Annotated in this window: 12 protein-coding genes and 3 pseudogenes; 7 read left to right on the forward strand and 8 right to left on the reverse strand. The window is 55.6% G+C overall.

Annotated features, from left to right (window positions below):
• Positions 1-68: 68 nt before the first annotated feature.
• The 3 genes and pseudogenes from VLV32_00470 (at position 69) to VLV32_00480 (ending at position 1142) form a co-directional block, all read left to right on the forward strand.
• Positions 69-122: pseudogene (locus VLV32_00470) on the forward strand (hypothetical protein).
• A gap of 42 nt (positions 123-164) precedes the next feature.
• Entirely contained in the window at positions 165-458 is a 294-nt protein-coding gene (locus tag VLV32_00475; GenBank protein HUL40375.1) for a hypothetical protein, read from the forward strand.
• A 75-nt stretch (positions 459-533) separates the two neighbouring features.
• Positions 534-1142: pseudogene (locus VLV32_00480) on the forward strand (glutathione S-transferase N-terminal domain-containing protein).
• 71 nt (positions 1143-1213) lie between these two features.
• Here VLV32_00480 and VLV32_00485 read toward each other — a convergent pair.
• A complete protein-coding gene (locus tag VLV32_00485) occupies positions 1214-1879 on the reverse strand; it encodes a hypothetical protein (protein HUL40376.1) in 666 nt (221 codons plus the stop codon).
• Positions 1880-1978: 99 nt separating this feature from the next.
• On the opposite strand from VLV32_00485, the pseudogene VLV32_00490 reads away from it, so the two are divergent.
• A pseudogene (locus VLV32_00490) lies at positions 1979-3398 on the forward strand (mercuric reductase).
• A gap of 30 nt (positions 3399-3428) precedes the next feature.
• A complete protein-coding gene (locus tag VLV32_00495; protein HUL40377.1) occupies positions 3429-4094 on the forward strand; it encodes a hypothetical protein in 666 nt (221 codons plus the stop codon).
• Positions 4095-4165: 71 nt separating this feature from the next.
• Here the strand turns inward: VLV32_00495 and VLV32_00500 are convergent, their stop codons facing one another.
• Complete coding sequence (locus VLV32_00500; protein HUL40378.1) at positions 4166-5308, reverse strand: SAM-dependent methyltransferase; 1143 nt, start codon at positions 5306-5308, stop codon at positions 4166-4168.
• Positions 5309-5406: 98 nt separating this feature from the next.
• Between VLV32_00500 and VLV32_00505 the strand changes: the two genes are divergently transcribed.
• Together VLV32_00505 and VLV32_00510 are read left to right on the forward strand one after the other, a co-directional pair.
• Positions 5407-6147: a pteridine reductase gene (locus VLV32_00505; GenBank protein HUL40379.1), complete on the forward strand. Its 741-nt coding sequence runs from the start codon at positions 5407-5409 to the stop codon at positions 6145-6147.
• Positions 6148-6306: 159 nt separating this feature from the next.
• Positions 6307-7050 (forward strand): ATP-binding protein, encoded by a 744-nt coding sequence (locus tag VLV32_00510; protein ID HUL40380.1) that lies wholly within the window; start codon positions 6307-6309, stop codon positions 7048-7050.
• A gap of 99 nt (positions 7051-7149) precedes the next feature.
• On the opposite strand, the gene VLV32_00515 is transcribed toward VLV32_00510, so the two are convergent.
• From VLV32_00515 to metK, 6 genes are all read right to left on the reverse strand, one after another.
• A complete protein-coding gene (locus tag VLV32_00515; protein ID HUL40381.1) occupies positions 7150-7797 on the reverse strand; it encodes a hypothetical protein in 648 nt (215 codons plus the stop codon).
• Between the two features lie 202 nt (positions 7798-7999).
• Positions 8000-8287, reverse strand: a complete 288-nt coding sequence (locus tag VLV32_00520) for a hypothetical protein (protein ID HUL40382.1) — start codon at positions 8285-8287, stop codon at positions 8000-8002.
• Positions 8288-8314: 27 nt separating this feature from the next.
• Complete coding sequence (locus VLV32_00525; protein HUL40383.1) at positions 8315-8647, reverse strand: hypothetical protein; 333 nt, start codon at positions 8645-8647, stop codon at positions 8315-8317.
• A gap of 87 nt (positions 8648-8734) precedes the next feature.
• Positions 8735-9553 carry a methylenetetrahydrofolate reductase [NAD(P)H] gene (metF, locus tag VLV32_00530; GenBank protein ID HUL40384.1) on the reverse strand — a complete coding sequence of 273 codons (819 nt, stop codon included), beginning with the start codon at positions 9551-9553 and terminating at the stop codon, positions 8735-8737.
• Positions 9554-9647: 94 nt separating this feature from the next.
• A complete protein-coding gene (ahcY, locus tag VLV32_00535) occupies positions 9648-11063 on the reverse strand; it encodes an adenosylhomocysteinase (GenBank protein HUL40385.1) in 1416 nt (471 codons plus the stop codon).
• Positions 11064-11099: 36 nt separating this feature from the next.
• Positions 11100-12281, reverse strand: coding sequence for a methionine adenosyltransferase (metK, locus tag VLV32_00540; GenBank protein ID HUL40386.1), 1182 nt, complete (start codon positions 12279-12281; stop codon positions 11100-11102).
• Positions 12282-12387: the final 106 nt, after the last annotated feature.

Genomic DNA, 12387 nt, shown 5'->3' on the forward strand with positions numbered 1-12387 from the left:
TTTTGCGGGCTCCCGCATTTGCGCTGGCGGATTCCACGAATGAGCCTGGAAAAAACCAGTAGCGACTTGAGGATCGCTTCAAGCAAGCCGACAAGGATCATGACGGCACGCTTACCATGGAAGAGCCCAAGGCCATCCCTTATGCGTGTAAAAATTTCCGTGCCATGCATAGCGACAAGGATGGCACCGTTTCCTTGGGTGAAATCCGCGCCCACGGGAAATCCCGAGAAAAAAACGCACAGCAGCGGGCCAGGGAGCAATTCAAAAAGGCCGATGAGGATCACGATGGCACGCTGACGCGAGAGGAAGCCAGGGCCATGCCCCACGTGTATCAAAACTTCGATGCCATAGACGCCGACAAGGACGCGACATTCACGCTTGAAGAAATCCACAGCTACATGCAAGCCAAAAGCGAGCAGAAGTCCACGAGTTCGCAGTCCGACTCATGGAATAACTAACCAAACGCCTGCGGAATCAATTCCCAGAGTCTCGTTATTTTTGAAACGCGAATCTCACGCGAAATAGTATCGCGAATGATAGATCTGTACACCTGGTCTACACCCAACGGTCGCAAGATTTCTATTATGCTGGAAGAGACTGGGCTCCCATATCGTGTGCATGCGGTTGATCTTTCCAAGCGCGAACAGTTCCAGCCGGAATTTATAGCGATCTCGCCGTCCGGCAAAATACCCGCCATTATCGACGAACAAGGACCGAACGGCGCCCCATACAGGATGTTCGAATCCGGCGCGATTTTGATTTACCTTGCGGAAAAAACCGGCAGGTTTCTGACGAATGCCGCGGTAGCGCGTTATGAGATTCTGCAGTGGCTGATGTTCCAAATGGGCAATGTCGGCCCGTTTTTTGGTCAGGCGCACCATTTCCTGCGTTTCGCGCCCGAGGCGGTGCCGTACGCCATCGAGCGCTACACCAATGAAACCGCCCGTCTATACGGTGTGCTGCAGCGCCGGCTTTCCGAGCACGAATATCTTGCGGGCGAATATTCGATCGCCGATATCGCAACTTTTCCGTGGGTCGCGCGCTTTGAGTGGCATAAAATCAGGCTGGAGAATTATCCAAGCGTGAAACGCTGGTTCGATATGATCGCCGCGCGCCCCGCAGTGCAGCGGGGCATGCAGGTGCCGGGCGCACCCTGAGCAGACACTGAGCGTTACTATGGCCGCAAGATTCGCGGCGCGCTCCAAGGCATCTATCAGTTCGCCCTGCTGTGGCGTTCCAGGAAATCGAGGATATCCTCGATCTTGAGTTCATGAGGATTCCGGGTTCTGCCCTTGACGACCCCCACCCACGCCATATTTTTCTGCATGCGTTCCACCACCTTGCGCCATTCTTTTGCGGTATGCCGCTTCGGATCGGGAAGCTCGTGGCATTGGGCGCAGGCTTCACTATAGGTCTGCCCCGAAATCGTGGTCTTGAGGTCCGGATATTGTGCCGGATTTATGGCATTTTGGCCGTATTTGCCCAGGTACGCGAGCAGCGAATCGAGTTCATGCTGCGACGGCGCTTTTACCCCTTCCATCAGCTCCTTCATTAGCGTGCCCATATTGCCTTCGCCGCGCATACGTCGGTCCATGCGATCCACCACCACCCGCCATCTTTCGGGCGTGTGCATATAAGGGCTGGGCAAGTAATGACACTGCACGCAATAACGCGTTAAAGCCTGCGCACCGGCAGAGTCCGGTTGCGGCAATTCCCTGGGGTCCGGGCCGGGCGGAAGTACGCGGCGCAGCATCAAGCCGTACGGACCTTGCTCCCATTTATTGACGGCGGCGCGGTCTTGCGGCGGCTCGATGGCCGTTGCCTGGCTAGCCGAAAATAGCAGCACTGCGAAGTACAAATAACAGCGATATAGGCTCACGATTGATTGCCGATCATGCGCGGCGCGTGCAAGTCACGGTGATTATATTGTGCTAACCTGCAAGGCGACCAGTTTTCAACAAATCCGGAGGGAGCATTCATGCCATCGACCGACCGTTACGACGCCATTATCGTCGGCACCGGACAATCTGGCAGCCCACTTGCAAGAGCCCTCGCGGGCGCCGGCTGGAAAACCGCAGTGATTGAACGCGAGCACGTCGGCGGTACCTGCATAAACGTCGGCTGCACGCCGACCAAGACCATGGTGGCGAGCGCGCGTATCGCGTATCTGGCGCGCGGCGCCGCGAGCTACGGAATCAACGCCGGGGACGTGAGCGTGGACATGGCTAAGATATACGCTCGGAAACAGGCGATCGTTGAACGTTTTCGCAGCGGCGGACAGGATAGGCTGAAAAAAACACCCAATCTAGAGCTCATTTTCGGCGCGGCGCGATTTAGTGATAGGCGCACGCTCGAGGTGCGTTTGAATAACGGTGGAAAGCTGGAAATGACAGCAGACAAAATCGTCATCAACACTGGAGGTTCACCCGCGCTGCCGCGTTTGCCCGGATTGAGAGAAGCTCAACCGCTGAATTCGTCCACCATCATGGAACTGCAGCATCTTCCGGAACATCTGCTGGTGCTGGGCGGAAGCTACGTCGGACTCGAGTTTGCGCAGATGTTCCGCCGCTTCGGCAGCCGCGTCACCATCATTCATCGCGGCGACCGGCTGCTCGAGCGCGACGATCCGGATGTCTCGGAGGAAGTGCGCCAGATCCTGCGCCAGGATGGCATTGAGATTGCGTTAAGCGCGCACGCCATGCAGATCTCCAAGCTGGCGAACGGCGGCGTTGAAGTGGTCAGCAAGGTGCACGATACAGAACAGACAGTTACGGGCTCGCACTTGCTTGCCGCACTGGGACGCGTGCCCAACACGCCTGACTTGAATCTCGGTGCAGCGGGAATCGAGACCGACAAACAGGGATACATCAAGGTCAACAACAAACTCGAAACCAGCGTTCCCGGCATTTTCGCCATTGGCGATGTCAAGGGCGGCCCCGCGTTCACGCATATTTCCTACGACGATTTTCGCATCCTACGATCGAACTGGCTGGAAGCCGGAAATTCCACGCTAGAGGGCCGGCTGGTGCCCAGCGCGATGTTCATTGATCCGCAGCTGGCGAGTGTGGGGCTCAGCGAGACCGAGGCGCGGGCCCAAGGCCGCAATTACCGGGTCGCGAAACTGCCGATGACGAGCGTGGCGCGGGCGATTGAGGTCGGTGAAACGCGGCTTCATGAAAGCGTTAGTCGATTCTGACACCGGACAGGTTCTCGGCTGCACAATACTGGGAATCGAGGGGGGTGAAGTCATGGCGGTGCTGCAAATGGCAATGATGGGGCGCGTACATTACGCGAAAATTAAGGAAGCAATTTTCGCCCACCCCACTCTCGCAGAAGCTCTCAATAATTTGTTCCTGACGTTGGAAGCGCGATTACTCAATGCCTGTACTGTCTCCTGACAGCCGACCACAGGAAACGGCATCGACCTCATGAACGGGAAAATCATTTTATCCTGGACAGGCGGCATGAAAAGCGTGCTAATGCTGCACCGGCTACTCGAGCAAGGCGAACATGAGGTCTTGGCACTGGTGGCTGCAATAGCCGCAGGCGAAAGCAAAGGCCGAATCGGCGACGTACCGCGCGCCCTGCTCGAAACGCAAGCCTGCGCTCTGGGTTTCCCGCTTTACATCTATGACGTGCCAAGCGGTGCCGACGATGCAGTGCGACAGAGAATATTTGGCGGACTGATGCTCCGGCTCAAACGCAGGAACGTGAACAGCGTCGCATTTGGCGGCATTTTTGCCGAGGACATGCGAGCATTCGCCGAGAGCCTGTCGAATAAGTACGGTATCCAGTGTCTTTTTCCGCTTTGGAAAAGCGACAGCCGCGCGCTTGCGAGCGAGTTCATGGAACTGGGATTTAAGGGTGTGGCCGTCGGCGTGGACGGCCGTACCCTTGATGCTTCATTCGCCGGCCGAGAGATCGACAGCGAATTTTTCAGGGAGTTACCCGGGAAGGTAGACCCTTGCGGCGAGAACAGCGAATTCACAAGCTTTATTTACGATGGTCCGCTATTCAAGGACCGGTTGCGGTTTGCCAAGGGCGCAGTGACACAGCAGGGCGGATTTTATTATTGCAATATGATCGAAGCATGAATATCGGGCGGTTGCGAAATATGCCAGCATACCATTCGCTTTCGCGTGCCCCAAAAGCGATCAACTGACACTCACAGCATGCGGCTTTTGTTTCCATTGGTAAAACCGACGAGAGTTTGGGAAATGCCTTTGCCCAAAGCCAGTGCTTTAAATAACTCCCCCATTTCAGCCGGACTGAGCAGCTTTTGGGCCACCGATGCCAAAGGCAGGTAGGCAGCATCGACAGGCGCGGTTTTACTCAAAATTTCCGTGATACCGCAATTAACCAGAAACTGAGCCTGGGTGGTGTATCCGAGCAGACGCAAGTTTCCGGCGCTCTCCACCAATGCGCTGAAATTAACATGGGAGGTTATGTCTTGCAGTCCCGGCAGGTAAAACGGATCGTCGTGTGCGCGCTGGCGGTAATGGCACATTAAGGTGCCGCGGTTGCGTTGCGGGTGATAATACTCCTGCGCGCCGAATCCATAATCCACTACGAGTATTACGCCCTGCTCCAGGAGCGCTGCAAGACTGTGCATCAAAACTCGTCCGGCAAGGTGAATTTCACTGATATAGTCCTCCGGCAGGTGCAGCTTTGATGCGGAGTCCAACAATTCTTCATGTTCGAGCAGGCGTTCTTTCCAGCTGAAACTTCCGTCTGCATAAGCGACGCCACGCTCGAAAATGGCCTGCCTGCGCCAAGCTACGACATGCACCGGAAGCGCGTCGAAGACCTCGTTCGCCAGGATCAGTCCGCCAAATTGCTGCGGCAATGTGTCGATCCATTTCACGCGCCGCGCAAGCTTTTCAGGAAGCGTACTGATCAACGCTTGCTGGCGGCTTCGCAGTTCGCCGCTCACCTCGAGTATCAAGTAATTCTCGGGAGCGACGTTCTGCTCTTCGAGCCCGCGCAGCAGGTCGCACGCAAGTTTCCCCGTTCCGGCTCCAAGTTCCAAAATATCTCCCGCAACAAGCGATAGCACCTGTGATGCTTGTCTCGATAAGCACTTGGCGAACAGCGGGGACATATCGGGGGCGGTGACAAAATCGCCTGCAATCCCAAATTTTTCCGCGCCTGCGCTGTAATAGCCGAGCCCCGGAGCGTACAGCGCTAGCTCCATATAGCGGGCAAAGGAAATCCAGCCGCCGCTCGCTGCAATTTCCTTGATCATCATATGCACCACACGTTCGCTGTGCTCCAATAGCTGCGCGCTGGGCTGTGGCAATGACGTCACGCGGGACTGATCAGGGAACAATGGGCAAGCGCTTACCGTCAGGAAATTGCTGTAAAATTCTGCTTATCAGCACCATCAGAATATAACGGAGAAACAGGGTGCAAGGCAAAGTCGTCCTGATCACCGGGGGAGCAAGGCGGGTGGGGGCAGCAATTTGCCGATACATGCACGCGCACGGCGCCAGCATCATGGTGCACTATCGCACTTCGGCAAAGGAAGCCCGCGCCCTGCAAGCGGAACTCAATCTTCAGCGCGCTGATTCGGTGGCGCTGGTCCAAGCAGATCTTCTAAATTTACCAATGCTTCCAAACTTGGTAGGCGATACCGTGAAACATTTTGGAAAACTGGACGTAGTAATCAATAACGCTTCCAGTTTTTTCCCCACGGCGGTAGGTGAAATCAATAACAAGGCCTGGGATGATCTTATCGGCACTAACCTGAAAGCGCCGCTGTTCCTGCTGCAGGCGGCGGCGGCGCAACTGAAAAAGAATCACGGCTGCATTGTCAACATTGTGGATATCCACGCAGAGCGGCCGATGAAAAATTACGTGGTGTACAGTACCGCGAAGGCCGGTCTGGTAAACCTGACACGTTCTCTGGCGCGCGAGCTCGCCCCTGAAGTTCGGGTAAACGGAGTGGCGCCGGGCGCAATCATCTGGCCTGAGGATGAAGCATGGTCTGACGAATTATCGCGCCAGCGCATTATCAACTCCACGCTTTTAAAGCGGGTCGGGGAACCAGAAGACATCGCGAAGGCGGTCTATTTCCTGATTGCCGACGCGCCTTACATCACCGGACAAATCATTGCTGTCGACGGCGGCAGGAGTATCAATATATGAGCAAACTTCAGGTCTCGCCCTTAACGGTTCGCTACGCGTCGCTTGCGCCGCTCACCCGCCTCTGGGCTCAGTTGCTCAGTGTTGTCGCGCATTGACCAATGGCGGGAGCATAGCCATGCCAAATATCACGAGTCGCGAATTTGCGGAGCAGGGCCAAATATGCATGCTGAACCGATCAAACCACCGCGCTCCTTGCTGAGTCTGGCCGGCCAAGCCATCGCCGACTACGCCATGATACGCCCGGGCGATCGCGTGTTACTCGGGCTTTCCGGTGGCAAGGACAGTTTGTCGCTGTTGCATGTATTACTTAATCTCAAGAACAAGTCGCCTGTGAAATTTGACCTGGCTGCCGCGACTGTGGATCCACAGTCGCCGGAATATCATCCGGAACCGCTCAAGGCCTTAATGAAGAAACTGGGGGTTACGTATTTTTATGAAAGTTATCCGGTACTGGAGCTTGCTAAACTAAAAATGGGCAACGATTCATTTTGCGCATTTTGCTCGCGCATGCGGCGCGGCATGCTGTACGGGGCGGCTCGACGCGAAGGCTATAACGTGCTGGCGCTGGCTCAACATCTGGATGACCTTGCCGAAACTTTCATGATGAGCGCGATGTTCGGGGGAAAGCTGCGCACCATGCGCGCGCATTATGTCAACGAAGATGGGGATGTCCGGGTGATTCGCCCTTTTATTTACGTGCGCGAGCGCCAGACGGCAGCGTTCGCCAAGAGTGCAGGTCTGCCGGTTATAGCCGAAAACTGCCCGGCGTGTTTTGCCATGCCCATGCAGCGCTGGCAAATGAAGCAGAGGTTGGCGCAGTTCGAGGCGGCCAACAGCAAAATATTCGCCAATTTGCTCACTGCCATGCGGCCGCTGCTCACGGCAACACGGGCGGATGACTAGGGCGGGTCAATTGATTCGGCTATTCGCGTGGTGCAGCGGTTACAGCGTGCAATAAAAAGAATTGAGCCCCGAATCAACATAACTTCGCGAAAAGAGCCGTTAGCTGCGCCGTCGTGGCCGGTACTCCAGCAACGCTCCGGCCTTGCGCTCCATTGCATCGCGGCGGTACAGGAGACGCACTTGTTTGCTGGTGACAAGCGGATAGTGCCGGATTCCATCTAATAGTTTGGGAATATCCCAGCAATTGCTACCGTTGGTCACCCAAACCCGCGGGTCTATGGTGCGCAGATTGAAAGCCCGAGAGTAACTACGCAGCGTAAGCTCGCCTCTCTTGTTAGCGTACTCATGAAAGTAAGACATCGAAAGCTCGCGCAGTGTCCGATACACCGGATTGCGATAGCGCAATTGCGCATGATTGGACTTTGAAATCGCACCCCAATAGTCGCCGCGGCGAAACAGCGCGACAACATGATCGAAATCACGCGCGGCCTTGAGATCCAGCAATAATGGGGGTTCGCCGTGAATCCACAGAGCGCAAGCCGCAAGCATGGCCCCCTCGAGGCAATGTGCATGGCGTCGCGTCAGAACCTGGCGCACCGAAAGACAGGTGTCCCCGTTGCGCTCGAAGTTTATGCGAAGCCCATTGACAAAATTCTGTATTTTGTGCGGCGTGGAAAGCCTGCTAAGGATGGCGTACTCAGCTCTTGTTAAGCCGAGGTCCAGGCGGCGCGCGGTACGCATTTTCATTCAATCGATCCCCACTTTAGATGCGAGTGCTCACTTACGATTTTCAAGCTCGGGCTCGAGGGCTCTTACAAAGCGTGCGGACAGCTCAGGTGTGTCCCACACTTGTCAAGATTCTCCGCCAGCGCTTAGCCCGGCGCGTCCTGACGCGCTACACGCGCAGAATGAGTGTTGGACATCAGCGCAGGGGAGCTGCCCTGCGTATTTAGATTTGCAAGTGTCTCCAATACCAGCGGCAGTCCATAGGGTTCGTAACGCGCCCCCCGCCAATTATTTGGCCTACGCAAATGCGCAAACCCAGCGGGGGCAACCAGTTTTGCTGCTGTTCCTTCACCTGTATCCAGGCGCCCTGACTCGCGACAATTTCCACCGTGCTTGGTTCGGGCGGGATGGGATTGGTCTTGGCGTTGGTGAATGGCGCGTCCTCAAGTTCGGTGCGGAGCAACGTGTAGCCGTATTCCGCGAACAATAAAAAAGCGCAAGCATAATCCACTCACCCCGTCTGTCAACTTATTTGGGCTCAAACAGGTTGACTTTCTGCGCACGCCTTTGACTCGATAAGTTCCGGGCCGGCATAGTCAAACGCCCGGCTCGAGTAGCTTGCGCTGTCGCTGCAAACCAGGATCCGCCTCACGTCCTTGGCGCGGCTTTCGATATTTCGATAAGCCCGCGGGGTGACGGGATTGCCAATGACCGTGAAACCCAGCATTTGACCGCTCGGCAATCGCACGGTTTGCCCCCAGTCAATTAACCGCTTGACTGCGCGCGGATCCAGAATTCGCTTGAGAATGTGCAGTACATGCTCGCCCGCCCTAGGTTCTTTAAGCGGCGAATCAAGCGTGGATGCGGACACTGGAAAATAGCCATCGCAACGCCATCAAGCATCGCCAACGCAATGAGGTTAAAAAAATCCTCCAAGCAATGCCGCATGCGACATGGGTTACAAACCCAGACGCTGCCAGATTGTGGTGGTAAGACCGGCCTGGTTCAGCGTATAGAAGTGCAGGCCTGGCGCACCGGCGGAGAGCAGATGGTCGCAGAGTTGAGTGACAATATCGAGACCGAAGGCGCGGATGGAAGCGGTATCGTCGCCAAAACCTTCCAGCTTCTTGCGAATCCAGCGCGGAATTTCCGCGCCGCAGTTATCCGAAAAGCGCGCAAGCTGAGCGAACTTGTTAATAGGCATGATGCCGGGGACAATCGGAATATTGAGTCCCGAAGCTTCGCATGCGTCGACAAATGCATAGTAGCTGTCCGCATTAAAAAAATACTGGGTGATTGCGGAATCGGCTCCTGCTTCAATCTTGCGTTTGAAATTTCGGATGTCTTCCTGGGCAGAGCGCGCCTGGGGGTGGAATTCAGGATAGCAGGCTACTTCGATGTGGAACGCATTCCCGTATTCCTTGCGGATGAATTCCACCAATTCGTTGGCGTAGCGGAATTCCCCAGTCGACGCCATGCCGGAAGGCAGGTCACCGCGCAACGCGACGATGCGCTTGATTCCGATGGCGCGGTACTGGTCAAGGACCGAGCGGATCGTTTGCCGCGCAGAACTGATGCATGAGATATGCGGTGCCGCATTTAAGCCCTCGCGCTGGATTTCCAGCACCGTCTCCAGCGTGCGGTCGCGGGTTGAGCCTCCAGCACCGAAGGTTACCGAAAAGAATTCCGGCTTAAGCTGCGCGAGCTGCTTGCGGGTTGCGCGCAGTTTTTCCACTCCTTGCGGCGTCTGTGGTGGAAAAAATTCGAAACTAAACATGCGGGGAAATTGTTTTTGCGATTGCATCTTTTACCCCGACGGCGGGAAGAAGCGGAGATAAGCGATTTATGTCAGGCTTTGCAGCGGCCCAAAATTAATAACGATAATGTTCGGGCTTGAACGGACCACCCTTGTTGACACCGATGTATCTGGCCTGCTGTTCGGTAAGTTCGGTGAGTTTGGCGCCGACTTTATTTAAATGCAGCCGCGCTACCCTCTCGTCCAAATGCTTGGGCAGCACGTAAACTTTTCTCTCGTACTTCGCACCGTGCTGCCACAACTCTATCTGGGCCATCACTTGGTTGGTGAAGGAGTTGGACATTACGAAGCTGGGATGCCCGGTGGCGCACCCCAAATTCACAAGTCTTCCCTCGGCGAGCACGATGAGGCGCTTGCCGTCCGGAAAAATAACATGATCTACCTGCGGTTTGATGTTTTCCCACTTGTACTGGCGCAGTGATGCAATGTCAATTTCCGAATCAAAATGGCCGATGTTGCAGACGATTGCGTTATGTTTCATTCGTTTCATATGCTCGTGGGTGATGACATGGAAGTTGCCGGTGGCAGTGACGAAAATATCGGCCTTGTCGGCTGCATCCTCCATCGTCACCACGCTGTACCCCGCCATCATCGCTTGCAACGCGCAAATAGGATCAATTTCGGTAATCCAAACTCTCGCCCCGAGGCCGCCGAGTGACTGCGCACAACCCTTGCCTACGTCGCCGTAGCCGCAGATTAACGCTATTTTGCCTGCGATCATAACGTCGGTAGCACGTTTGATGCCATCCACCAGCGATTCGCGGCAGCCGTACAGGTTGTCGAATTTGGATTTGGTTACCGAGTCATTGACATTGATTGCAGTGAAAGGCAGGCGTCCTTCCTTCTGCATCTGATATAGGCGCTTGACGCCGGTCGTGGTTTCTTCAGTCACACCCTTGATATTCGCCAAAGCCCTACCGTACCAGCCCGGCTTGGCTTCAAGCCGCTTTTTTATTGATGCAAACAAGGCACGTTCTTCGTCGCTCGCCGGTTTGGCGATGACTGAAGGATCTTTTTCCGCTTGCGCACCTAGCACGACCAGCAGCGTGGCATCGCCGCCGTCATCCAAGATCATGTTCGGAAAACCACCGTCGCCCCACTCAAAAAGCCGGTGCGTGAATTCCCAGTATTCATCCAGCGATTCGCCTTTGAAAGCGAACACCGGCGTGCCTGCGGCTGCCATCGCCGCCGCCGCGTGATCCTGCGTGGAATAGATGTTACATGAAGCCCAGCGCACCTGTGCACCGAGGATTTTCAGCGTCTCAATCAACACTGCAGTCTGAATAGTCATGTGCAAAGACCCTGCAATGCGTGCGTTTTTCAGCGGCTGCTGCGCGCGAAATTCCTCGCGCACCGTCATCAGTCCAGGCATCTCGGTTTCAGCAATTGCGATTTCCTTGCGGCCCCACGAGGCCAGCGAAAGATCCGCAACCCGGTAATCGGTGAATCCGGAATCAAGTACCGCGCTCATTCGGTCTGCTCCTTGCCATGCGTGCCGCACTGCGTGCTAAGCCACCTGGGTTTCAAGTGTGCGGCCGGCATCCATCCGCAGCAGTTCGACTTTGTCGGTGTACTCCCAGGTAAATTCAGGTTCGTCACGGCCGAAGTGTCCGTAGGCAGCGGTCTTGTGATATATGGGGCGCAATAGATCGAGCGCATGGATAATCCCTTTCGGGCGCAGGTCAAAATGTGCCTGGATAAGCTTAATGATTTTGTCGTCGCTAATCGTGCCGGTGCCAAACGTATTGACCGCCAGCGACACGGGACGTGCCATGCCAATTGCATAAGCGACTTGTACCAAGCATTTGCTTGCAAGCTTTGCCGCCACGATGTTTTTTGCCACGTAGCGCGCGGCGTAAGCAGCAGAACGGTCTACTTTCGAAGGGTCCTTGCCGGAAAATGCGCCACCGCCGTGCGGCGCTGCGCCGCCGTAAGTATCAACGATAATCTTGCGCCCGGTAAGCCCCGCATCGCCCATCGGCCCGCCGATTACGAAACGCCCCGTGGGATTAACCAGGTAGCGCGTATCTTTGAGCATGGCTTTGGGCAGCACCGGCTTGATGATTTCCTCGACAACCGCTTCACAGACGCGCGGGTGTTCAATGTCTGGCGCGTGTTGCGTGGAAAGCACGACGGTATCAATTAGCTTCGGCTTGTTGTCGACGTAGCGAATTGTGATCTGCGATTTGGCATCGGGTCTTAGCCACGGGAGCCGTCCGTCACGGCGTACCTCTGCTTGACGCTCCACCAGTCGGTGTGCCAGATAAATTGGCATGGGCATCAGCGCCGGCGTTTCGTCGCAAGCATATCCGAACATCAGTCCCTGGTCGCCCGCGCCCTGTTCCAGATCCAGCCCATGTCCTTCATCAACGCCCTGGGCGATGTCGCCGGACTGTTTGCCGAATGAAGCAAGCACCGAACAGCTCCGATAGTCGAAGCCAATTTCCGAGCTGTCGTAGCCGATGCGTTTCACGGTTTGGCGGGCTACAGCATTGTAGTCGACAGTTGCGTGCGTTGTTATCTCCCCGGCCATCAGCACCAGGCCAGTCGTAACCAGCGTCTCACAAGCTACCCGCGCGCGCGGGTCCTGAGCTATGATAGCGTCCAAAACGGCGTCCGACACTTGATCCGCGATCTTGTCTGGGTGCCCTTCCGAAACTGATTCGGAAGTAAACAGGTATTCATTCATGGTGATCTCTTTATCCGCTCCGCCGATAAAAGGATTTCTAGGATACCAAATAAGCCTCAATAACGAAAGACGATTTCCCTCTGTATTCGCGTCGCGATGGGCGATC

It is taken from the genome of Burkholderiales bacterium, from assembly GCA_035518095.1.
In the GTDB taxonomy this organism is placed as follows: Bacteria; Pseudomonadota; Gammaproteobacteria; order Burkholderiales; family JAHFRG01; genus JAHFRG01.

Bases quoted from the DNA above. Each gene is read 5' to 3' on its own strand.
- VLV32_00475 (HUL40375.1), top strand. From the start codon at position 165: ATGCATAGCGACAAGGATGGCACCGTTTCCTTGGGTGAAATCCGCGCC.
- VLV32_00495 (HUL40377.1), top strand. From the start codon at position 3,429: ATGAACGGGAAAATCATTTTATCCTGGACAGGCGGCATGAAAAGCGTG.
- VLV32_00510 (HUL40380.1), top strand. From the start codon at position 6,307: ATGCATGCTGAACCGATCAAACCACCGCGCTCCTTGCTGAGTCTGGCC.
- VLV32_00515 (HUL40381.1), bottom strand. From the start codon at position 7,797: ATGAAAATGCGTACCGCGCGCCGCCTGGACCTCGGCTTAACAAGAGCT.
- metF (HUL40384.1), bottom strand. From the start codon at position 9,553: ATGTTTAGTTTCGAATTTTTTCCACCACAGACGCCGCAAGGAGTGGAA.
- ahcY (HUL40385.1), bottom strand. From the start codon at position 11,063: ATGAGCGCGGTACTTGATTCCGGATTCACCGATTACCGGGTTGCGGAT.
- metK (HUL40386.1), bottom strand. From the start codon at position 12,281: ATGAATGAATACCTGTTTACTTCCGAATCAGTTTCGGAAGGGCACCCA.